This is a genomic window from Arcobacter suis CECT 7833 (assembly GCF_003544815.1).
In the GTDB taxonomy this organism is placed as follows: Bacteria; Campylobacterota; Campylobacteria; order Campylobacterales; family Arcobacteraceae; genus Aliarcobacter; species Aliarcobacter suis.
Window position 1 is genome coordinate 2,056,000 of sequence record NZ_CP032100.1, and the last position, 21,867, is coordinate 2,077,866.

Annotated in this window: 23 protein-coding genes; 9 read left to right on the forward strand and 14 right to left on the reverse strand. The window is 26.2% G+C overall.

Going from position 1 to position 21,867, the window contains the following annotated elements:
* Positions 1-42: 42 nt before the first annotated feature.
* The 5 genes from hemE to ASUIS_RS10590 all read right to left on the reverse strand — a co-directional run bounded on the left by hemE (position 43) and on the right by ASUIS_RS10590 (position 6,235).
* Complete coding sequence (gene hemE / locus ASUIS_RS10570; RefSeq protein WP_118887087.1) at positions 43-1,074, reverse strand: uroporphyrinogen decarboxylase; 1,032 nt, start codon at positions 1,072-1,074, stop codon at positions 43-45.
* A 74-nt stretch (positions 1,075-1,148) separates the two neighbouring features.
* Entirely contained in the window at positions 1,149-1,661 is a 513-nt protein-coding gene (locus ASUIS_RS10575) for a YqhA family protein (protein ID WP_192894497.1), read from the reverse strand.
* Positions 1,662-2,699 carry an aspartate-semialdehyde dehydrogenase gene (locus tag ASUIS_RS10580; RefSeq protein ID WP_118887685.1) on the reverse strand — a complete coding sequence of 346 codons (1,038 nt, stop codon included), beginning with the start codon at positions 2,697-2,699 and terminating at the stop codon, positions 1,662-1,664.
* A gap of 4 nt (positions 2,700-2,703) precedes the next feature.
* Positions 2,704-5,301, reverse strand: a complete 2,598-nt coding sequence (gene gyrA / locus ASUIS_RS10585; protein ID WP_118887088.1) for a DNA gyrase subunit A — start codon at positions 5,299-5,301, stop codon at positions 2,704-2,706.
* A 268-nt stretch (positions 5,302-5,569) separates the two neighbouring features.
* Positions 5,570-6,235, reverse strand: coding sequence for a hypothetical protein (locus ASUIS_RS10590; protein ID WP_118887089.1), 666 nt, complete (start codon positions 6,233-6,235; stop codon positions 5,570-5,572).
* Positions 6,236-6,356: 121 nt separating this feature from the next.
* On the opposite strand from ASUIS_RS10590, the gene ASUIS_RS10595 reads away from it, so the two are divergent.
* From ASUIS_RS10595 to ASUIS_RS10615, 5 genes are all read left to right on the forward strand, one after another.
* Positions 6,357-7,487, forward strand: a complete 1,131-nt coding sequence (locus ASUIS_RS10595; protein ID WP_118887090.1) for a hypothetical protein — start codon at positions 6,357-6,359, stop codon at positions 7,485-7,487.
* Positions 7,488-7,671: 184 nt separating this feature from the next.
* The gene (locus ASUIS_RS10600; protein WP_118886744.1) at positions 7,672-7,932 is read left to right on the forward strand and encodes a hypothetical protein; all 261 of its coding nucleotides are present in this window, start codon (positions 7,672-7,674) and stop codon (positions 7,930-7,932) included.
* A 107-nt stretch (positions 7,933-8,039) separates the two neighbouring features.
* Positions 8,040-9,386: a hypothetical protein gene (locus ASUIS_RS10605; protein WP_118887091.1), complete on the forward strand. Its 1,347-nt coding sequence runs from the start codon at positions 8,040-8,042 to the stop codon at positions 9,384-9,386.
* Positions 9,387-9,429: 43 nt separating this feature from the next.
* Positions 9,430-9,735, forward strand: coding sequence for a DNA-binding protein (locus ASUIS_RS10610; RefSeq protein WP_118887092.1), 306 nt, complete (start codon positions 9,430-9,432; stop codon positions 9,733-9,735).
* Positions 9,736-9,799: 64 nt separating this feature from the next.
* A complete protein-coding gene (locus tag ASUIS_RS10615) occupies positions 9,800-10,873 on the forward strand; it encodes a tyrosine-type recombinase/integrase (protein WP_226799903.1) in 1,074 nt (357 codons plus the stop codon).
* Positions 10,874-11,002: 129 nt separating this feature from the next.
* Here ASUIS_RS10615 and ASUIS_RS10620 read toward each other — a convergent pair whose 3' ends face one another.
* The 5 genes from ASUIS_RS10620 to ASUIS_RS10640 all read right to left on the reverse strand — a co-directional run bounded on the left by ASUIS_RS10620 (position 11,003) and on the right by ASUIS_RS10640 (position 14,753).
* Complete coding sequence (locus ASUIS_RS10620) at positions 11,003-11,218, reverse strand: YdcH family protein (RefSeq protein WP_118887093.1); 216 nt, start codon at positions 11,216-11,218, stop codon at positions 11,003-11,005.
* A 76-nt stretch (positions 11,219-11,294) separates the two neighbouring features.
* Positions 11,295-12,476, reverse strand: a complete 1,182-nt coding sequence (gene argJ / locus ASUIS_RS10625) for a bifunctional glutamate N-acetyltransferase/amino-acid acetyltransferase ArgJ (protein WP_118887094.1) — start codon at positions 12,474-12,476, stop codon at positions 11,295-11,297.
* A gap of 4 nt (positions 12,477-12,480) precedes the next feature.
* Positions 12,481-13,608, reverse strand: a complete 1,128-nt coding sequence (locus ASUIS_RS10630) for a potassium channel family protein (RefSeq protein WP_118887095.1) — start codon at positions 13,606-13,608, stop codon at positions 12,481-12,483.
* 25 nt (positions 13,609-13,633) lie between these two features.
* Positions 13,634-13,822, reverse strand: coding sequence for a 50S ribosomal protein L28 (gene rpmB / locus ASUIS_RS10635; protein ID WP_118887096.1), 189 nt, complete (start codon positions 13,820-13,822; stop codon positions 13,634-13,636).
* A gap of 61 nt (positions 13,823-13,883) precedes the next feature.
* Entirely contained in the window at positions 13,884-14,753 is an 870-nt protein-coding gene (locus ASUIS_RS10640; protein WP_118887097.1) for a glycosyltransferase, read from the reverse strand.
* Between the two features lie 113 nt (positions 14,754-14,866).
* Between ASUIS_RS10640 and gmhB the strand changes: the two genes are divergently transcribed.
* Genes gmhB through gmhA form a run of 4 tightly spaced genes read left to right on the forward strand, consistent with a single transcriptional unit; the run spans position 14,867 to position 18,370 of the window.
* Complete coding sequence (gene gmhB / locus ASUIS_RS10645; protein ID WP_407923314.1) at positions 14,867-15,367, forward strand: D-glycero-beta-D-manno-heptose 1,7-bisphosphate 7-phosphatase; 501 nt, start codon at positions 14,867-14,869, stop codon at positions 15,365-15,367.
* Positions 15,368-15,375: 8 nt separating this feature from the next.
* Complete coding sequence (rfaD, locus tag ASUIS_RS10650; protein ID WP_118887099.1) at positions 15,376-16,383, forward strand: ADP-glyceromanno-heptose 6-epimerase; 1,008 nt, start codon at positions 15,376-15,378, stop codon at positions 16,381-16,383.
* Positions 16,384-17,820, forward strand: coding sequence for a D-glycero-beta-D-manno-heptose-7-phosphate kinase (gene rfaE1 / locus ASUIS_RS10655; protein ID WP_118887100.1), 1,437 nt, complete (start codon positions 16,384-16,386; stop codon positions 17,818-17,820).
* A complete protein-coding gene (gene gmhA / locus ASUIS_RS10660) occupies positions 17,804-18,370 on the forward strand; it encodes a D-sedoheptulose 7-phosphate isomerase (RefSeq protein ID WP_118887101.1) in 567 nt (188 codons plus the stop codon). The genes rfaE1 and gmhA overlap by 17 nt, the downstream gene beginning before the upstream one ends.
* A gap of 17 nt (positions 18,371-18,387) precedes the next feature.
* Here gmhA and ASUIS_RS10665 read toward each other — a convergent pair whose 3' ends face one another.
* Genes ASUIS_RS10665 through ASUIS_RS10680 form a run of 4 tightly spaced genes read right to left on the reverse strand, consistent with a single transcriptional unit; the run spans position 18,388 to position 21,867 of the window.
* Positions 18,388-18,957, reverse strand: coding sequence for a CatB-related O-acetyltransferase (locus ASUIS_RS10665; RefSeq protein ID WP_118887102.1), 570 nt, complete (start codon positions 18,955-18,957; stop codon positions 18,388-18,390).
* Positions 18,954-19,919, reverse strand: a complete 966-nt coding sequence (locus tag ASUIS_RS10670; protein WP_118887103.1) for a glycosyltransferase family protein — start codon at positions 19,917-19,919, stop codon at positions 18,954-18,956. Before ASUIS_RS10670 ends, ASUIS_RS10665 begins: the two co-directional genes overlap by 4 nt.
* Entirely contained in the window at positions 19,916-20,761 is an 846-nt protein-coding gene (locus ASUIS_RS10675) for a glycosyltransferase family 2 protein (protein ID WP_118887104.1), read from the reverse strand. Before ASUIS_RS10675 ends, ASUIS_RS10670 begins: the two co-directional genes overlap by 4 nt.
* Entirely contained in the window at positions 20,758-21,867 is a 1,110-nt protein-coding gene (locus ASUIS_RS10680; RefSeq protein WP_118887105.1) for a DegT/DnrJ/EryC1/StrS family aminotransferase, read from the reverse strand. The genes ASUIS_RS10675 and ASUIS_RS10680 overlap by 4 nt, the downstream gene beginning before the upstream one ends.

Below are 21,867 nucleotides of genomic sequence, written 5' to 3' on the forward strand. Positions count from 1 at the left end.
CTTTCGATAGTTTAAGTGGGAATTCCCACTTAATTGGTTAGATTATTTTTTACTTATTCTTTGACACTCTTTTACAAAGTGAATAGCATTTTCAACTGGAACATCAGGTAATATTCCATGACCTAAATTAAATATATGTCCTTCACCTTGCATAATATTATGTAAAGCTTCAACACATTGTGTAGTTTTTTCTTTTGAATATAATCTACAAGGTTCCATATTTCCTTGTAAAACATATTTTGAACCAAGCTTTTCTTTTGCAAGTGCCATTGGAGTTCCCCAATCAACACCAAATACATCAAAGTTTCCATAAACTTTATCTAAAAATGCAGGTATTCCTTTTGGGAACATGATAACTGGAATGTGAGGATATTTTTCTTTTAAATATTCTGAAATTTCAACCATATATTTCCATGAGAATTCATCATACATTGAAGGTTCAATTGCAGATGCCCAAGAATCAAAGATTTGAACAACATCAATACCTGATTGAATTTGTTTTTCCATATAAAATTTTACAACTTCTGTCACTTTTTTTAATATTTTATGTAAAAGTTCAGGATTTGAATACATCATTTTTTTACAAAGATTATAAGTTTTTGTCCCCTGCCCTTCAATCATATAAGTAGCAAGTGTCCAAGGAGCACCAGTGAAACCAATAAGAGCTTTATCCTCTGGTAATCTTTGTTTTAAAATTTTAATTGTTTCATAAACGTAAGTTAATTTATCAGCAGCAGCTTCTCCACCTAAAAGTGCATCAACATCAGCTTCATTTACTATTGGGTCTTTAAAAATAGGACCTTCACCTTTGATAAAATCAAGGTGCATTCCCATTTCATTTGGAACTACTAAAATATCTGAAAATAAAATTGCAGCATCAACACCTACAATATCAAGTGGTTGAATAGTAACTTCAGCAGCTAATTCTGGATTATGACAAAGATTTAAAAAGTTTCCAGCTTGAGCTCTTACTTTCATATATTCAGGAAGGTATCTTCCTGCTTGTCTCATCATCCAAACTGGTGTATATGGAGTTGGTTTTCTAAAACATGCATCAACAAAAATTTTTGACATTTTTATCCTTAAAATAGTCCCTATTTTAAGGGACCAATATTTATATATTTACTTTTTTAAAAGTAACAAAAAATTTAATGTTTTCCAACTTTACCTAAAAAGTAAAGTCCTACAGATAATATTCCAATTGATAAGGCAAAATATAACATTTGCAATGCACCATCATAATTTGTATGTAATACCTTTTGGAAAAAACTAACAATTAATACCATCACAATAACTTTTGCAATTTTATCTTTTAATTGATCTAAGGAATGAATTGCTAAAATATTATTTCCAGCTGAACTATTATCAGCTGCATCAATTTTTGAAATAAATAATTCATAAATACCAAATGCGAAAATCAACATAACAACAGCAATTAAATATAAATCAACTGCTCCTATAATTCTACTTACTATTTCTTCATGGAAGTTTGCAGGATGTAATCCATTGTAATAGACATCTAAAGTATAAACAAAAACCTTAAAAATATCTATTGATGCAACTACAAAAAGTATTCCTGCACCTATAAGTCCAAAAACAACTGGAAGCAAGACAAGAAGTCTTGTTTTCCACATAGCATTTTCAAATATTTTTTCTATCATTTAAATATTATTCTCCATATCAGCCCATTTAAGAGCAATTCTAACTGCATTTGTAGCAGCTCCAACTCTTACTTGGTCAGCTACATTAAAATAATGAATAATGTTTGGTGCATAAATATCTTTTCTAATTCTTCCAACATAAGTAATATCTGTATCTGTTGAAATAATTGGCATTGGATATTTTTTATTAGGTAAATCATCAATAACTTCTACATTTTCAAAGTTATTTAATACTTCTCTTACTTTATCTAAATCAACATCAACATTATCTTCAAATGTTACAGTTAATGATTCACTATGAGATCTTAAAACTGGAACTCTTACACAAGTTGCTGCAATTTGCATTTGTTTGTGCATAATTTTTTGAGTTTCTTTTACCATTTTCATCTCTTCTTTAGTAAAACCATTATCAGTAGCAACGTCAATTTGTGGAATTACATTTAAAGCAATTTGATGAGGAAATGCTTTGATTTCTGCATCTTCAAGATTAAATGCAAAAAATGCTTGCATTTGTTTTACAAGTTCTTCCATACCAGTTTTTCCAGCACCTGAAACTGCTTGATAAGTTGAAACATCAACTCTTTTGATTCCATATAATTCATCAAGTGGTTTTAATGATAAAACCATTTGAATTGTTGAACAATTTGGATTTGCAATAATTCCTGATTCTCTCCATAATTTAATATCTTCTGGATTTACTTCAGGTACAACTAAAGGAACTTTTGGATCCATTCTAAAGTGACTTGTATTATCAATTACAACAGCTCCCGCTTCAACTGCAAATTTTGCAAATTTTTCAGAAACACTTCCACCTGCACTAAAGAAAGCAATTTCAATATCATTTTCTTCAAAACAAGTTTCAGTTAATTCTAAAACTGTATATTCTTTATTTCTATACTCAATTTTTGAACCAGCACTTCTTGAACTTGCTAATGGAACTAATTTGTTAATAGGAAAATCATATTCTTCTAAAACTCTAAATAACTCTTCTCCAACAGCACCAGTAGCTCCAACAACTGCAACATTAAACTTTCTCATCGTTCTACTCATCCTCACCTTTTTCTAAATTATCTTCTTCACCATCTAATGTATCTAATAAAGTTGGTGTTTTATTTGATTCAGGGTCAATTGAAATTGATTCTAAAACTTCACCATCTTCTGTATATCTAATAATATTTCCATTTTCATCTAGTTCTATCTCTTCATCCTCTTTTGGACATTTTGCAATTGATACAACTTTATCATTTTTATCTACATTTACAATAATTACACCGGCTGTATTTCTTCCAGCTTTTCTAATTGATTGCATATCAACTCTAATCATTTTTCCAATTGAAGTTAATAACATTAAATCTTGTGTATCATCTACTAATACTTCTCCTACAACATTTCCTGTTTTTGGAGATAGTTTCATAGATATAACTCCTGAACCTGCTCTATTTGTAAGTCTATACTCTTCAACAGTTGTTCGTTTTCCTATCCCTTTTTCAGAAACAGTCAATAACTCTTGTTCTTCATTATTTACAACATCTGCATCTACAACGAAGTCAATATCATGTTTAAACTTGATACCTCTAACTCCTCTTGTACTTCTTCCTTGGTCTCTTGTTTTTTCAATTTCGAATCTAATACATTGACCCATGCTTGTAAAAATCATTAAATATTGAGTTTCAACATCTGCAATTTTTGCTGTTACTATTTCATCTAAATCATCTAAAACAATAGCTCTTACACCATTTGATCTGATATTTGAGAATTCACTCAAAGATGTTCTTTTAATAATTCCGTTTCTTGTGAAGAATACTAAAGATTTAGATTCATCAAAATCTGGAGTTGGAATAATTTCCATAATTTTCTCGTCAGGTCTTAAGTTGATTAAGTTAACAACTGCTTTACCTTTTGCAGTTCTACTACCTTCAGGAATTTTGTAAACTTTTAACCAATATAATTGTCCCATATTTGTAACAAACATTAAAGTATCATGAGTATTACTTACAAAGAATTTCTCAATAAAGTCATCATCGTGAGTAGTCACGGCAACTTTACCTTTTCCACCTCGTCTTTGTTTTTCATAAGATTTGATTGGAACTCTTTTTACATAACCATTATGAGTGATTGTAACAACCATTGGTTCATTTGGAATTAAATCTTCAATATCAATTTCATCGTAAGAATCTTCAATATCTGTTCTTCTATCACTTGAAAATCTTTCTTGAATATCAGTTAATTCTTCTTTAATGATTTCATTTAATTTTTCTTCAGATTTTAGAATAGCTTCTAATTCAGCAATTAAAATCATTAATTCTTGATATTCAGCTTCTAATTTATCTCTTTGAAGACCTGTTAATCTTCCAAGTCTCATATCTAAAATAGCTTGAGATTGAATTGGACTTAAACCAAATCTATTTTGTAAACTATCTTTTGCTTCCTGATCATTTGCACTAGCTCTGATAATTTTTACAACTTCATCAATATTGTCTAAAGCAATTTTTAAACCTTCTAAAATATGCGCTCTTGCTTTTGCTTTTTCTAAATCGAAAATTGTTCTTCTAATAATTACTGTTTTTCTATGTGATAAGAAAACAGTTAATAATTGAGGTAATGTAAATACTTTTGGTTCTTTATTGAAAACAGCTAAAAGAATAATTCCAAATGTAGTTTCCATTGGAGTTGATTTATATAAGTTATTTAAAACAATTTCGCTCATCGCATCTTTTTTAAGCTCAATTACAACTCTGATTCCTTCTCTGTCAGATTCATCTCTAACTTCTGAAATTCCATCAATTTGTTTATCTTTTGCTAAGTTTGCAATAAGTTCAATTAATCTTGCTTTATTCACTTGATAAGGTAATTCATCAAGAACTATAATCTCTTTTTTACCTCTTGTTTCAATGTGATGTTTAGCTCTAATTCTTACTCTTCCTCGACCTGTATTATACGCATCAATGATTCCTCGTCTTCCAAAGATTGTTCCACCTGTTGGGAAATCTGGACCTTGAATAAACTGCATTAATTCATCAGCAGTTGCATCTGGATTATCTATTGTGTATAAAACAGCATTTAATAATTCATTAATATTATGTGGAGGAATTTTTGTAGCCATACCAACAGCAATTCCTTCACTTCCATTTAGAAGTAAAGTAGGAATTCTTGTAGGAAGAACTGATGGTTCTCTCATTGTATCATCATAGTTTGGTGTAAAATTTACTGTATCTTTATCCAAATCTCTTAATACTTCTTCAGCTATTTTAGTCATTCTAGCTTCTGTATATCTCATAGCAGCTGCACTATCACCATCAACCGAACCAAAGTTTCCTTGTCCATCAACTAAAGGAGCTCTCATAGAGAAGTTTTGAGCCATTCTAACTAATGCATCATAAACTGAAGTATCACCATGAGGATGGTATTTACCAATAACATCTCCAACAATTCTTGCAGATTTTTTATACGCTGATTTTGAAGTAATATTCAAATCATGCATTGCGAATAAAATTCTTCTGTGTACTGGTTTTAAACCATCTTTTGCATCAGGTAATGCCCGACCTATAATAACACTCATAGAATAATCTAAATATGAAGCTTTTACTGAGTCTTCAATATTTATATCTATAATATCTTGATTTTCGAAAAGGTTTTCCATAAAAAAAGGCCTTTGTAATATAAAATTGATTTATTATATCTAAAATGCGCTTAGCATAAGTTGTAATAAAATTTATTAAAATAAAAATATAAAAAAAGGGGACAAAAGCCTAAATTTATAAAATAAAAACTAAAAACATATAAAACACCTTATTTTCGTACTTCTAACAAAAATCATAAGAGATTATTTTGTAAAATCAATCTCTTTTTGGAACAATTTTGGAACAATATAATTATATTTAAAAAGAATACAAAAATTAAATTTAAAGTTATTTTTCTGAATATAAATTATAATTGGAAGTTAATACATACGCTGTATTACTTTTAGCACATATACCTTTACTACCAATTATTTCCATGATTTTTTTTTCATCATCTGATAATTTTTCAAAATCTAAAGAACCATTATTTTCAAGTATTCTGTAAAATAATTTTCTTTCATCTTCAGTTAATCTAATTATTTTTTTAAAATTTTGGATTTCATGTGTTTTATTGCTGATTTTATTACTCATTTCTTCAAATTGATTTTCATAATTTTTAAGAACATCTGCATAATCTTTAGAATTAACATAATCAATATCTAACGATTTTTTCACTCTTTTTGATAAGTAATACTGAAATTCTCTTATGTATGTTCCAACTACAAACAGCAATGAATAAATAATCATTGTTACAATAACTAATAAAATTGCATAAATATACATTGGAAAGTAATCTAACCAATTAAAAATTCTATCAGCAGTTGAAACCTCACAGATTATTTCCTTTATCTGTTCAATTTTCAATTTTGAATCTAATTTATCATCAAAAGAAATAAATATTACTGGCCAATAATAATAAAATAAAACAATTATAAATGTTAGTAAAAAAGGACTTGTTACTCTTTCATATAAATGCCCTTTGATGTTCAATATTGTATCTTTGATACTTTCCACTTTTAGTTTCCTTGTATTATTTTTAATAGTTGTAAATTATATTTAAATAATTATAAAATCTATGTATTAATATTTAATAAATTATTTTTTGTTACTATATTAAGAAAATTTAAGATTTTTCATGAAAGTATTAACAGAAGAAATAGAGTATTTTATTGATAATAACTTATTCTTTGAAAAAGTCTATATCCATTCTTGTCCTATTCATATATTACAATATATTAAATATTATAAAATAAAGAATAAACTTTCATTAAATGAATTAGTTGATAATACATTAAATAGATACATAGCCGATTTGAAAGAATTAAAAAGAGTCTATGAATTAGATGAAGATGTAAATTTTTTGTATAGTGAAAAAAGATATAAAAACAATATTTCAAAAGAATTATTAGAAAAATTAAAATATAAATTTATGAATAGTAAATTATATTATTTAGATTGGATAGTATCAAGTATTAGAAATCCATACCTAGAATATTTTTATTTATTTTTAAATTCAATAAATAATAGTTTATATATTAAAGAAAATCAATTTAATAATTCATCAACTCAATATAATTATGATAATTTTGTTAATAAAACAAAAAGCATGAGAGAAAATGCAGAAAACTTTTTTGACGAAAATTTATTAATAGATTCAAAATTACATAAAGGTATTATTGAAACATACAAAGAAGATAAAATTGAAGGTTCTATGATTATATCTTCTATAACAAATAAAATATTCGCTAAATTAATACAAATTATGGATATTGAAGAAATAGATGAAAAAGATAAAATCATTTTAAATAGAAATCAACAATTTCATAAAAAATTTGAATATGTAAATTTCACTGAAAATGAAATGTATAATGGATTTGCTCAAGCTTGTTTTTATAATTATGCTCAAGCTAGGATTGAACAATTTAAAAGTTTAAGAAAAGAATATAATAAAAATAAAACAGCAACAATACCCAATTTTACTAAAGATATTATTTCTAAAAAAATAATGGAATTATTTAATTTAGTGTTAGATGAAAAAGATGCAATTAAAAATATTCGCCAAAATAAAAAAACACCTAATATTCTAAAAATTTATGATGATATTAAAATTTATACTACAAAAGATTTATCAGAAATAGACAAAGGATTTTATAAATTTATCATTGAAAACTTTTTTGATGAAACTCCTAAAATGCAAAATTTCCTGAATGAGCATAAAGAAGAAATGCAAAACTTCACTTCTCAACTACGTATCATATTTTATTAAATATTCTCTGCAAATAACAACTCAAAAACAAGTCAATATTTGCAGAAAAAAACTTTTTATTTCAATTAAACTTCCAACAGATTAATCAAAACAAAGTCATATAAATTTATATAACAGTAAAGACGTTTACTAAACTTTCTATTTTAATAATTATAAAAATAGATAAATCCATAAAGGATAAAAAATGATTACTTTAAAAGGTTTACTTTTAAATATTATTCCAGCTACAACTTACAAAAAACAAGGAGAAACTTTAGCTACTCCTGTAAAAGCTAAATTACAAATTTTAGTAGAAAGTAAAAGAGCAAATGGAACATTAGTTAAAGATTTACAAACTATTTCCATTCCAGATGAAAAAATCAATCTTTATACAGACAAGATTTCAAAAGAGGTTTCTGTAGAAGTAGGAATCATTTCAAAACAATTTAGTTTCTATGGTGTCTAAGAGAAAAGAAAAGTTTTCAGAGGCAACTCTGAAAATGTTCTTTTTTCGTGACAAGATTTCGGGGTATATAGTAATACCCCGTACTAAAACACTCAAAAGGAGAAAAGATGAGTGAAATAAAAAAAGTATTTGGTATTGATTCACTTTATTTCTTCTTTGAAACCAATGAAAACTATGATGATTTATTTTTAGAAATATTAGACCAATTAGAAGAGTTAAAAGGTAAGTTTGAAAAGAGAGATATTGAGTTTGAGAACAAAGATTTAACAATTTCAATAAATGATATTCAATTATCTTATCTTGGAAAACAAGAGGGCTTTTATTGGTTTAAAGATTCAAATGAATTTTTTAGAATTGGATTTAAAGATAAATATAAAAACAGAGGATTAAATGATATTAGAGTACAGCTTCAAGGAAATGGTATTTATACTTTTGGTATTAGTTCTATTATTGAATTACTCAAAGACTCTCTAAAAGAAGTTATAAGTGATTATATACCAATAACAAGAGCAGATTTAAACTGCTTTATACAATATGATTTTTCATTTGTTAAAAAAGATATGTTTAGCACTAGAAAAAGACAATATTCAACTATTAATGAAATTGGTAATGCAAATACAACACAAACTTTATATGTTGGAAAAGAGCCTTTTAAATTAAGACTTTATAATAAATCACTAGAACTAAAAAAATCTAAAAAGTTTGAAATTATGAATGAATACTTTTTAAATAATGACTTTGATTTAGAACAAACAATTTTTAATATTGAGTTTCAAATGAATAGAGGTCATTTAAAACAATACAACATAAATACAATAGATGATTTATTATGTAATGCTAAAAATCTTTTTCAAAGTGCTATGGATGATATTAGATTACTAGATATTGATTCAGTATCAAATGAAAGATTGATAAATAATAAATATCAAGCAGATACTCATCCTCTATGGGAAGAGATAAAAAGTGAATATGATTTAAAAGATTTTTTGCAAATTGATTTTCCATTGGAAAGATTAAAAAGAAAAATATCCGTTTATGATGAAAATAAATTTGAATATGAATATATATCACTAATTAGAAAAGCATATATAAATAATCTAACTTTGGATATTGATTTTTTAAATGAACTATATTTTAAAGCAAAAGAATCTTTGAAAAAAACAACTACTCAAAAAGAGCTAAAAAAAGATTATATTGAAGTTGATGTTATCAACCAAAATACAAATAAAAAAGAGAATTTTAGATTACTAAATAATGGAGAGTTAATTAAACCTCTTAGAACTGAAACAGTTGCTAATTTATCTGATTATGAATTATTGGTTTATCTTGATAAAACTTCTGAGAAACAACATCTTACAGCAAGAGATAATCAAATTTATACTGTGGCTTATAAAGAAGCTAAAAAGAGGAATTTACTGCTTGATATTAGTTCTAGTGAAGCGATAGAGTTTTAAGGGAGTTATATCTTAAACAGATTATGAAAGGAGAATATAAACAATGGATATATCATTTGAGAATTTAAAAAAGATAGACACCATATTGGAAAAATTGGAAAGTTTAGAAAATAAAATTTCTAGTGAAAAAAGGTGGCTAAATATAAAAGAAGCTTCAATTTATATTGGTTATTCAAAAGACCATATACACAAACTAAAAGATAGCCATTTAATAGAGGGAAAACACTATTTTAAAAAAGCAGGTAGGATTTTATTTGATAAAATTGAGCTTGATAATTGGGTTAAATACTCTTTAAATCAATTAAATCCAAAACAAATAGCAGAAAGTATTTTAAAAGATTTAATATGAATTGTAATAAAATAAAATCTGTTAAAAGTATTAGAATCAAGGTGTTTTTCAAAGGAGAAACACAATGGTTAAAATGACAGAACCTAAACTATTTACTCGAGGTGCAAAACTTTGGGTAAGGTTTAGTTTAAATGGTGAAGTGATTAAAAAGTCACTTAATATAGAAGATTCAAAAGCTAATAGAAAATTAGCAACAACGCAAATAATTCCACAAATGCTTTTAAAAGTGCATAGTGGAGAGTTCTTTGAAAATAAAATTGTTCCAACTGTACAAGAAATGATTGATATTAGTTTGAAGATGAATAAAGCTAGTAGAAAAGCAAATACACATGGTATATATCAGTACATTTTGAATAAGCATATTATTCCAATATTTGGAAAAAGAAAAATAGATACGATAAAAGCTTCGGAACTTACTTTATGGCAAAATAATTTACTTGATATTCTTTCTAATAAATCCGTTTTAAATATAAGAATAGTTTTTTATGGCATATTTGAAGATGCATTTAGAGATGAGATTATCCAAAAGAATCCATTTTCAATAATAAAAGCTCCTCAAAATATAGCAAAAAATGAGAATATTCCTTTCTCAAAAGATGAGATATTTCAAATCCTTGAAGCTAGTCCTTTAAAAATCAGAGCATTTTTTGCCATAGGTTTTTTTACTGGCATGAGAACTGGAGAAATTATAGCTTTAAAATGGTCTGATATTGATTTTACAAATAGAATTATAAAAGTAACTAAAACTAGAAATAAAGGAATTGAAACAACGCCTAAAACAAAATCAAGTATTAGAGATGTTGAAATACTTGATGTACTTTTACCATATTTGGAGAATCATTTACAATTTAAAACAGATAGTGAATATATCTTTTTAACTAGAGGTAATATTCCATTTAATTCATCAAAAAAAATATCTACTCTTTATTGGTCAAAAGTTTTAAAAGAGCAAAATATAGCTTATAGAAATCTATATCAAATGAGACACACTTTTGCATCAATGATGATAGCAAGTGGAGAAGATATTTTATGGGTTGCAAATATGTTAGGACACAAAAATTCTAATATAACACTTTCAACTTATGCAAAATATATAAAAAATGATAAAAAGATAAGAGGAAAGTTTTTATTAGATTAGAACATCTTTGGCACAGTTTTGGAACAATTAGGATTTAAAACTTCTGGAAAAGCCTATAAATAGCTTATTAATAAAAAAGGGACAAAAGCCTAAACTTTCATCCCCTATTTTTCTCTAAGTATTAAAGAATTATTTTTCGCTTTTGTATTTAACAATTGCTGAATAAATTTCATCTTTTAATTTTAATTTTTCTTTTTTCTTAGCTTCAATTTCAAATTGGTCAGCATGTGATTCTTCAAGTTTTACGATAATATCATCTAACTCATTATGTTTTTCAAAAAGTTTGTGAAAGTGTCCATCTTTTTGTTTTAATTCTGTAATTACATCTCTGTATTCGTGAAACATTTTGCATCCTATGTGTTTAATTTATTTTTTGGATTATACTATCTAAGTACTTAATTCTTTGTAAAAAAGCTATTTACTAACTTCTGTAATCTGCATTTATCTCAACATATTTATAACCTAAATCACAACCGTAAGCTGTAAATTTACCCTCACCTAAACCAATATCACAAATAATTTTATATTTATCTTTTTTTAGAACTTCACCAGCTTTTGCCTCAGTTGCTGCATCAAAACAAATTTCACCTTTGTTAAAAACAACAACATCATTATATGAAATTACTAATTTTTCATCATCACAATCAATTCTTGAAGCTCCAATTGTTGAAGCAATTCTTCCAAAATTTGGATCTTCTCCAAAAAGTGCAGTTTTTACTAATAATGAATTTGATAAAGCTTTTGCAGCAATCATTGCCTGTTCGTTTGAAACTGCATTTATAACTTCAAAAGCTGCAACTTTTTTTGCACCTTCTCCATCAGCTACCATTAACATTGCCATGTCATGCATTACAAGTCTTAAAGATTCTGCAAATGCTTCTTTATCATAAGCATTTGAATTTCCATTTGATAAAACCATAACGGTATCATTTGTTGAAGTATCTCCATCAACTGATATTGCATTAAAAGTTGTGTGACTATTTATTTTTAATGCCTCTTTTATATCTTGGTAAGGAACAGCAGCATCTGTACAAATAAAACAAAGCATAGTTGCAAGATTTGGATTTATCATTCCAGCACCTTTTGCAACAGCACCTATTTTAAAAGAAGTTCCATTTTCAAGTTTTACTTCATACATGCAAGCTTTTGGATAAGCATCTGTTGTCATAATTGCACGTGACAAATTCTCCCCATTTTTTGAAGTTAAATCAAATTTTTTCGCACCTGCTACAATTTTTTCAATAGGAAGAGGATTTCCAATAACTCCTGTTGAACTCATAATTGGATTTACTAAATTAAAATCCAATTGAGAGAATAAAGTATTAATATTTTCAATACCTTTTCTCCCAGTTAATGCATTTGCATTTTTAGAATTTATTAAAACAAAATTTGTTTTAAAATTTTCTTCATATTGCAAAAAATGTTTTAATGGAGCTGCTTGAAATCTATTTTCAGTAAAAATTGCTGCAACAATACAAGGCTTATCACTATAAATGAAACCTAAATCGTTATTTCCATTTGGCTTAAGTCCAGCATGAATTCCATCACAATAAAATCCATCTATTTGATCAATATAACCTTTAATTGGTAAAATAGTAAACATAATTTTATACATCCTCTGGTTTTTTAGTTAAATTTATAATTTTTTTAGCTCTTACAATACCTTTTTGAGAACCTACTAACAATAATTTGCAATTTGCATTTATTGGCATAGTTCCCTTTGGCATTTGTATAAACTTACCTTTTTCTTCAGTGATTCCAATTATTGAAACTTTTAATCTGTCTCTTAAATGTAAATCTTTTATCTCTTTATTCACTACCCAAGAATCTTCATTTACAAAAACTTCTTCCATATCTATGGGAGTATCTCTTTTATATAAAAATTCATCAAGAACATTTTCCATATCTGGTCTTATAGCCATTGCTGAAACTCTTTTTGCCATTAATGAAGGAGTTGCTACAACTTTGTCTGCTCCAAGTTTTTTTAGTCGGATTTTTTCATTTTGTGTTTCAGCGTTTGAAATAATCAAAAATGGATTTCTTCCTAACTCTTTTTCATATAGTCTAACTGAAGCAATTAAAGTAATATTATCTGAAATATTTTTTGATAAAGAAATAGCACCTTTTGCTGAACTTAAATGTGATTTTAAAAAAGCAACTTCTTTATAAGGTTCTTCTTTTACGAAATATGGATAGTTATTCTCTTTCGCTATTTGTTCTATATCATCACTTGGATCAACAACAACAAAAGGAATATGATTTTCCCTAAACTGCCGTGCTAATTGTGCTGTATATTCATTATGATAACAAATCACAAAATGTCTTCTTAATCTTGCTATTTTATAAAGCATTTTTCTCTCCCTTAATAATACTAATAAAGAACCATTTGCTATAACGTCAATTACGATACCCACAGAAAAAGTAAGAGTGGCAAAACCAGCCAACATCAAACATACAGTAAATACAATTCCTTGGTTACTGAAATTTGCTTCATTTAATGCACCAAATCCAGTTGTTGTAAATGTATATGCTGATTGAAAAATTGCATGCATTATTGAATAATCTTCAATATAAACATAACCTAACGTTCCTATCATCATAATTGATTGAAGTAGGATTAAAGGTAATCTAAAAGGTTTTAATTGCGAGTATATTAGGGGATTTAAATCGTATTGAGGTTTGGCTGATCTGATTTCCCAGCCAATAGCCTTTTTTACTTTAGTAAAGATGCTCATGAAAGCACTTTTTCTACAGCCTTAATTATGAATGTTTTTTAAGAGTTCTTAACTCTCTTGCAGAAATTTTTAACTTAGTTGTAGTTCCATCATCTAATGTAACTCTAACTGTTCTAATATTTGGTAAAAATCTTCTTTTAGTTCTGTTTTTTGCATGACTTACGTTGTTTCCAGACATAGGTCCTTTTCCAGATATTGCACATCTTCTTGACATTTGTATTCCTTCTATAGTGAAAAATATTTGCGTATTGTATCTTAATTTTCTTAAGTTAAATTTAAATATTCTCTATAACATTGTTTATTTTTACCAAATTATTTTGAATAGTAAATTCTGAGGCTAATTCTTTATTCTGATTTTTAATCATTTCTAAGTCACTCTCATTTGATAAAATAGCATCTATTTTAAAGGCTGTACTTGGATCAGTTGGAGAATCCATAGAAGCAAAAACATCTACAATTTCTTTTGCATCATTTTCTAAACTTAAAAAAACCACACACTTACAATACATTGCTTTTATAATATTTGTTGAAAATGATTTGTTGTAAGTTGGTAATAAAAATATATCCGAAGCTAAAAACAAATCATCTATCTTTGAATAATTTCCTAATAAAATTATTTTATCTTGTAATTTAGAATATTTAGGAAGTTGAAAATTTAAATTAGCTATTTGTTTTTGTTCCCCTGCAATTATAATTTTAAAATCTAAATAAGTTATAGAAGAGCATATATCTAGAAATTCTTTTACACCTGATGATTTAAAGTTTTTTGCTGTAAAAAAAATAAGTTTAGTATTTAAATCTATTTGTAATTCTTGACAAAGTTTTATTTTAATCTCTTTTATATTTTTATATTCAACATTTATACTTGGATAAATTACTTTGATTTTTTCATGGGAAATTTTAGTTTTTGCTATGATTTCATTCATTGAAGCAAATGAATTTGTTACTGTGATTTTTGAATTTTTGATATTTTCAATAGCTTTTTCATCTAAGTTACCTGAATGAAAATATATATCAGGAAAATGATTTTTTGAAAATAATAAAGAAAGGAAACCTTTCTCTTTTAAAACTTGAATATTTGCTTGTTGTTTTAATTTTTCTATTAATAAATTTGTTGTTTTATATGAGATTGTTGTTTTGTTCATAAACTACTTTCTATTGAATATTATATTTCTTATTATAGTTAAAAGTGCTTTATGTTAATATTTAATAAATTGTTATAAAAAGGATTTTTATTCAAACTGTAAAAAAGAAGATAATTTTTCTAGATAGAGATGGTGTAATAAACCATGATTATGGTTATGTAAGCCAAATTGATAAGTTTCAATTTATTGATGGTGTTTTTGATGCTTGTAAATATTTTATAAATTTAGGTTATGAAATTATTATTATTACGAACCAATCAGGAATAGGAAGAGGATATTATTCAAAGGATGATTTTAAAAATTTAACAAATTGGATGATAAAAGAGTTTAATAAAAAAGGTATTGAAATATTAAAAGTATATTTTTGTCCCCATTCACCTACTGAAACCTGTGAGTGTAGAAAACCCAAAATTGGTATGATTCAACAATCTTTAAATGACTTTAATATTGATTTACAAAATTCTTGGCTTATTGGTGATAAAAAAAGTGATATTGAAACTGCAATAAATGCAAATATTTCAAATAAAATATTAATCTCTCAATATAAAAAGAATTCTGAATTTTTAAATATTGCGAGTAATTTAATAGATACAATAAACATAATTAAAAATTAAGGCTGATAATGAAATATAATGATATAAATTTTAATAAAAAAACTATTTTAATAACAGGAGGAGCTGGATTTATAGGTTCTAATATCGCATTTTATTTTCAAAATAATTATCCTAAATGTAAAATAATTGTCGTTGATTGTTTTAGAAGTGGTGAAACTTTTTCTAATGGGAATTTAAAAAGCTTTGGTCACTTTAAAAATCTTTTAGGTTTTAAAGGAGTTGTAATTAGTGGTGATATAAATGATAAGAAATTATTAAAAGATTTAGAAAAAAACTATAAATTTGATTATATCTTTCATCAAGCTGCTATTTCTGATACAACTGTTAATGAGCAAGATTTAATGATTAAAACAAATGTAAATGCCTATGAAGATTTATTAAAAATTGCCATAAAACATAAAGCAAATATGGTTTATGCAAGTAGTGCAGCTACATATGGAGATAGCAATAAATTTGAAGTAGGTTATGAACAACCAAATAATGCTTATGGCTTTTCAAAAGTTATGATGGATAATATTACATATGAATATCTAAAAAAAAATTTAGACATATCTATTGTTGGATTAAAATATTTTAATGTTTATGGACCAAAAGAATTTTACAAAAATAAAACTGCTTCTATGATAATTCAATTTGGACATCAAATTTTAAAAGGACTTACTCCAAAACTTTTTGAAGGTAGTGATAAAATACTTAGAGATTTTATTTATATTGAAGATATTATTCAAGCTAATATATTAGCAACTAATCCAAAAAAATCGGGAGTATATAATGTTGGAACTGGAAAAGCTAGAAGTTTTGAAGATATAGTAAATATTTTACAAAAAGAATTAAAAATCAATAATGGTAAAGAGTATATTCCAAATCCATATATAGGACAATATCAATTTTTTACACAAGCAAATATAAAAACTTCAGAAGAATTTTTAGGATATAACCCACAGTTTGAAATGGAAGATGGAATAAAAGCATATATTCCTGAAATAAAAAGATTATTTAAAGAAGAGATAAAATAAATGTATAAGCTAGAAAATACAAATACAAATATTCTTGTAATTGGTGATTTAATGATTGATCATTATTTATGGGGAAAATGTGAAAGAATCTCCCCAGAAGCACCTGTACAAATTGTAAATATAGAAAAAGAAAGCTCTGTTTTAGGTGGAGCAGGAAATGTAATAAATAATCTTAGAGCTTTAGGCTCAAAAGTTGATGTAATAAGCGTAATTGGAAATGATGAAGTTGCCAATGAATTAAAACTACTTTTAAACAAAATTGGAGTTGAAGATAAAAAATTAATTATAGAAGAAGATAGAAAGACTTCAAAAAAAAGCCGTTTGATAGCAGCTCAACAACAAGTTATTAGATATGATAAAGAGAGTATTGAAGATATATCTGAGAATAGTTCTAAAAAAATATTAGATATCTTGGAAAAAAACATCTCAACATATAATGCTATTATTCTATCTGATTATGGAAAAGGTGTGTTAACTAACTCTTTAACAAAAAAAATCATTTCACTTGCAAACAATAACAAAATAAAAGTTTTAGTTGATCCAAAAGGAAAAGATTATAGTAAATATAGTGGTGCATATACTCTAACACCAAACAAAAAAGAAGCTATTGAAGCTACAAATATAGATATAGTAAATAATACAAAATTAGAAGAAGCTTTAAAATATCTAAAAGATACTTGTAATTTAGAAATATCTTTAATTACACTAAGTGAAAATGGTATTGCAATTTTTGATGATAATTTAAGAATCAAACCAACAGTTGCTAGAGAAGTTTATGATGTAACAGGAGCTGGGGATACTGTAATTGCTTCAATTACATTTGCAATTGCAAATAATTTAAATATCGATGAAGCAATAAATTTTGCCAATCTAGCAGCAGGTGTTGTTGTAGGAAAAATTGGTAGTGCAACTGCAACTTTGGATGAAATATATGAATATGAATCAAGTTTGCATAAATCAAGTTCAACTTCTCATATAAAAAGTTTTGATGAAATTGAGAAATTATCTAAAAAGTTTCATGAAAAAGGGAAAAAAATAATTTTTACAAATGGATGCTTTGATATATTACATGCTGGACATGTCAAATATCTTGAAGTTGCCAAAAGTTATGGAGATATTTTAATATTAGGCTTAAATGCTGATAGTTCAGTAAAAAAATTAAAAGGTCCAACAAGACCTATTAATACTCAAAATGATAGAGCTTATATTTTAGCTTCCCTAGAATCAGTTGATTATGTAGTAATCTTTGATGAGGAAACACCTTATGAATTAATAAAAAAAATTCAGCCACATATATTAGTTAAAGGTGGAGATTATGAAGGTAAGAAAGTAATAGGTTCTGATATTGCTCAAGAAGTAAGACTTGTTCAATTTTTAGATGGGAAAAGTACAACAAATATAATTCAAAGGATTCAAAATAATGAAACAAACAATTAAAAATGAATTATTATCTCATTTAGAAGTAATAAATCTAACTATTGAAACTATGCAAGATAAATTAGAAAGCGCTTCAAAATTGGTTGTAGATACACTAAAGAGTGGAAATAAAATATTACTTTGTGGAAATGGTGGAAGTGCAGCAGATGCTCAACATATTGCAGCTGAATTAACAGGAAGATATAAAACAGAAAGAAGAGGACTTCCAGGAATTGCACTTACAACGGATACAAGTGCTTTAACTGCTATTGGAAATGACTATGGTTATGATAGAATTTTTGATAGACAAATTGAAGCTTTAGCAAATAATGGTGATTTAGTAATTGGTATTAGTACAAGTGGAAATAGTAAAAATATAATAAATGCGTTAAAGGTTGCAAGAAAATTAGGTTGTAAAACTTTAGGATTAACAGGACGAGATGGAGGAATTATGAATGAACTTTGTGATATAAATCTAATAGTTCCTTCAAATAATACTCCGAGAATTCAAGAAATGCATATTTTATTTGGACATACTATTTGTCAAATCGTAGATAATAAGTTAAGTTAAATTTGTTAAATCTTAGATTATTTTTTTATATGTTTTGATATAAAATCATCTATATTAGGGCTTAATATTAAATCAAAATTAGCCTTGATTTTTTCTATGTCCCAATTCCACCATTTTATTTCCAATAAAGAATTAATTTGAGATTCTGAAAATCTGAATTTTATGTGTCTAGCAGGGTTCCCCCCTACTATTTCATAAGGTTTCACATCTTTAGTTACAACTGACCTTGCAGCAATAACCGCTCCATCGCCAATTGTAACACCGGATAAAACCAACACACCATCGGCAAGCCATACATCATTTCCTATTATCACATCGCCTTTACTTTTTGTACAAGGGATACATTTGAATTTTGGACTAAAGTTATAAGAACTTATCCAATTATAATTATGTTCACCTCCCGCATAAAAAACTACATCTGATGCAATAGAACAAAATTTTCCTATTTTAAAATTTTTAGGATTTGCATATATTTTAGGACTTCCATATGTATAATTACCTATAGAAAAATTTTTATATCTCTTTTTTTTATTTGTATAATAGGGTCTTCTCAATTCTTTTATAAACTCTTTTATTTTTTTTATCATTTTATTTGCTCTAAAATGTCATGTAAACGATTTATATATGTATGTTTTTCTAAAACTAACTTTTTACCCTTATTAATTAAATTATTCATCAACAATTTATCTCTTTTCATTTTAAAAATCAATTCATTCAATTCTTCAATATTATTATACACAAGTATATTTTTATTTATTTCAAAATTAATTTCTACATCTTTCACATAATCCTGAAATAAACATCCTCCTGATGCAATAGCTTCGAAAGTTCTCATATTCAAACCATTAACAACATTATGTTCATGCTTAATATTTAAAATAAACTGTGATAAATTGTATTCATTAGCTACTTGATTTAAAGTTATATTTTCATCTATGCATTCAATATTATTTTTTAGATCTCTTTTTTGCCATTTTGCTCCAATAACTCGTAAATCAATAGAATTAATTTGATTTAAAAATTCCATTCTTTGTTTCGTATAAGAAGCAATAAAAAGTAATCTTTCTTCTCTTTTTTTATTTCTATCAAAAAATCTATTTTGATTAACAGCTAAAGGAAGATATTCTCCCTCAGGAAAATTAAAATTTTTCCCATCCTGCAAAAAATATGAATCTGTATAAAAAAGCTTATCAAATTTATTAGCTATATTTTTGTGAGAAAGTGAGAATCTATCTCCTATCCAAGCAAATTTAATTATATTTGGAAAATTATCAAAACATTCAAAAAAATTTTCATTAAACATAAAAGGACTTATTACAATTATTAAGTCTGGTTTAAATTTAGATATGTGAACATCTATTGTTTTACTAATATTCATATTCATTAAATCTTTAGAAACCATTTTTAAAATATTTCTTTTTAAATCTTCTATAAAACCTAATTCATTTAAAAATAGTATTTTATTTTCTAAATTCATTTTAGAACATGCTTCAGCTAAATTCTCAATCCAAGAAAGCATATTCTTTTTACCAATTAATAAAATTTTCAAAGTTTATTCCAATATTTATATATAAAATATTTGAATAAATACTTAGCCAAATATTTAAAATTAAAAGTTCTTAAAGCTAAAAGATAAGATTTTCTATATATTCTTAAAATAGCACTTTTTTTTAATATAGAATCTTCTATATTTTTATTAAATATTTTTACAATTTCATCATTTGTAAATTTTAATTTATTTTTATCATCACTTAAATTAGAATCATGTCGTCGATAGTAAGTATGAAACTTATTTATATAACCTACTTTAAATTTCTTAGTTAATCTAAGCCAAAAATCAGTATCTTCAAATTTTAAAGAGCTATCATAATTACCTATTTTAGCATAGACTTCTCTCCTAATCATTGTAGAAACAGTATTTATACCTCCTCGAGAAAAAATGATAGCTTTAAATAAATAACCACTATTTTTTCTATTTGAATAATCTATTTCACCTTTTTGATTGCCACAATCATCTACAATTATAGAGTTAGAGTGAACCAAAGCTACATCTTGATTTTTGCTTAAAAAATCAATTTGTTCTTCTAGTTTATTCAACATCCAATAATCATCAGATGCTGTTATAGATATATATTCCCCTCTTGATAAAGACAATAATTCATTCAATGTATAACAAAGTCCTTTATTCTCTCTTTTTTTTAAAATATAATTACTAAATTTTTGTGCATTTAAATAATTTTGAGCTATAAAATAAGAATTATCATTGGATCCATCATCAATCATAATAATTTCAAAATTAGTATATGTCTGATTTATAATTGACTCCAAGCACTGCTCTATATACTTTTCGTGATTGTATATCGGAATACAGATACTAATTAATTTTTTCAATTTTTATCTCCAAAAATATTTAGAAGATTAACTATTTTTACAGTGTCTTCCAAACTCTGAACTCCACTAATAGGCAAACTAAATACTTCATCATGTATTTGTTCACTTATTGGATAACTTTCATTATTCCACTCTTTATATGCATTTTGTTTATGTGGTGGTATTGGGTAATGTATCAAAGTTTGAATTCCATTTTCAGCTAAATATTTTTGTAGTTCATCTCTATTTTTTGTTCTTATTACAAACAGATGCCACACATGATTATCTTCAGCTCTTACTGTTGGCAAGATAATATTATAATTTTTAATATTTTCTAAATAATAGTTTGCTATTTCTCTTCTTTTTTCTACTTCATTATCCAAATACTTTAGTTTTACTCTCAACATTGCAGCTTGCATTTCATCAAGTCTACTATTTACACCTTTATAAAGATTTTCATATTTTTTATGACTTCCATAGTTCCCTAGTGCTTTAATAGCAAGCGCTAGTTCTTCATCACTAGTTGTAACTGCTCCACCATCACCTAAAGCTCCAAGATTTTTCCCTGGATAAAAACTAAATCCACTAGCATCACCTAAATTTCCACTTCTTTTATCTTTATAATACGCACCATGTGATTGGGCTGAGTCTTCTATTACTTTTAGATTATTTTTTTTTGCAATTTCATTTATTTTATCCATCTCACAAGTTTGCCCATAAAGATGAACTGGTAAAATTGCTTTTGTTATAGAAGTGATTTTTTCTTCTATTTTATCTGGATTAATAAGAAAGGTATTAATATCTGGTTCAACTAAAACTGGAACTAGATTATTTTGTGAAATTGCAAGAATTGAAGCTATGTAGGTATTTGAAGGAACAATTACTTCATCACCATCTTTCATTATTCCTAATTCTTTATAAGCTCTTAATATTAAGATTAGTGCATCAAGACCATTTGCAACACCAATAGCATATTTTGTACCACAATATTCAGCGAATTCTTTTTCAAATTCATTAAATTCATTACCTTGAACATACCAACCACTATCTATTACTTTAGTACAAGCTTCTATAAGTTCTGCTCTATATTGAGCATTTAAACCTTTTAAATCTAAAAATGGAATCAA

What these genes read in the sequence shown, in the direction of transcription:
- argJ (WP_118887094.1), bottom strand. Translation starts at nt 12,476, where the DNA reads ATGTTTACTATTTTACCAATTAAAGGTTATATTGATCAAATAGATGGA.
- ASUIS_RS10640 (WP_118887097.1), bottom strand. Translation starts at nt 14,753, where the DNA reads ATGAACAAAACAACAATCTCATATAAAACAACAAATTTATTAATAGAA.
- ASUIS_RS10610 (WP_118887092.1), top strand. Translation starts at nt 9,430, where the DNA reads ATGGATATATCATTTGAGAATTTAAAAAAGATAGACACCATATTGGAA.
- ASUIS_RS10575 (WP_192894497.1), bottom strand. Translation starts at nt 1,661, where the DNA reads ATGATAGAAAAAATATTTGAAAATGCTATGTGGAAAACAAGACTTCTT.
- ASUIS_RS10630 (WP_118887095.1), bottom strand. Translation starts at nt 13,608, where the DNA reads ATGAGCATCTTTACTAAAGTAAAAAAGGCTATTGGCTGGGAAATCAGA.
- rpmB (WP_118887096.1), bottom strand. Translation starts at nt 13,822, where the DNA reads ATGTCAAGAAGATGTGCAATATCTGGAAAAGGACCTATGTCTGGAAAC.
- hemE (WP_118887087.1), bottom strand. Translation starts at nt 1,074, where the DNA reads ATGTCAAAAATTTTTGTTGATGCATGTTTTAGAAAACCAACTCCATAT.
- ASUIS_RS10605 (WP_118887091.1), top strand. Translation starts at nt 8,040, where the DNA reads ATGAGTGAAATAAAAAAAGTATTTGGTATTGATTCACTTTATTTCTTC.
- ASUIS_RS10600 (WP_118886744.1), top strand. Translation starts at nt 7,672, where the DNA reads ATGATTACTTTAAAAGGTTTACTTTTAAATATTATTCCAGCTACAACT.
- ASUIS_RS10615 (WP_226799903.1), top strand. Translation starts at nt 9,800, where the DNA reads ATGGTTAAAATGACAGAACCTAAACTATTTACTCGAGGTGCAAAACTT.
- ASUIS_RS10580 (WP_118887685.1), bottom strand. Translation starts at nt 2,699, where the DNA reads ATGAGAAAGTTTAATGTTGCAGTTGTTGGAGCTACTGGTGCTGTTGGA.
- gyrA (WP_118887088.1), bottom strand. Translation starts at nt 5,301, where the DNA reads ATGGAAAACCTTTTCGAAAATCAAGATATTATAGATATAAATATTGAA.
- ASUIS_RS10665 (WP_118887102.1), bottom strand. Translation starts at nt 18,957, where the DNA reads ATGATAAAAAAAATAAAAGAGTTTATAAAAGAATTGAGAAGACCCTAT.
- ASUIS_RS10620 (WP_118887093.1), bottom strand. Translation starts at nt 11,218, where the DNA reads ATGTTTCACGAATACAGAGATGTAATTACAGAATTAAAACAAAAAGAT.
- rfaD (WP_118887099.1), top strand. Translation starts at nt 15,376, where the DNA reads ATGAAATATAATGATATAAATTTTAATAAAAAAACTATTTTAATAACA.
- rfaE1 (WP_118887100.1), top strand. Translation starts at nt 16,384, where the DNA reads ATGTATAAGCTAGAAAATACAAATACAAATATTCTTGTAATTGGTGAT.
- ASUIS_RS10595 (WP_118887090.1), top strand. Translation starts at nt 6,357, where the DNA reads ATGAAAGTATTAACAGAAGAAATAGAGTATTTTATTGATAATAACTTA.
- gmhA (WP_118887101.1), top strand. Translation starts at nt 17,804, where the DNA reads ATGAAACAAACAATTAAAAATGAATTATTATCTCATTTAGAAGTAATA.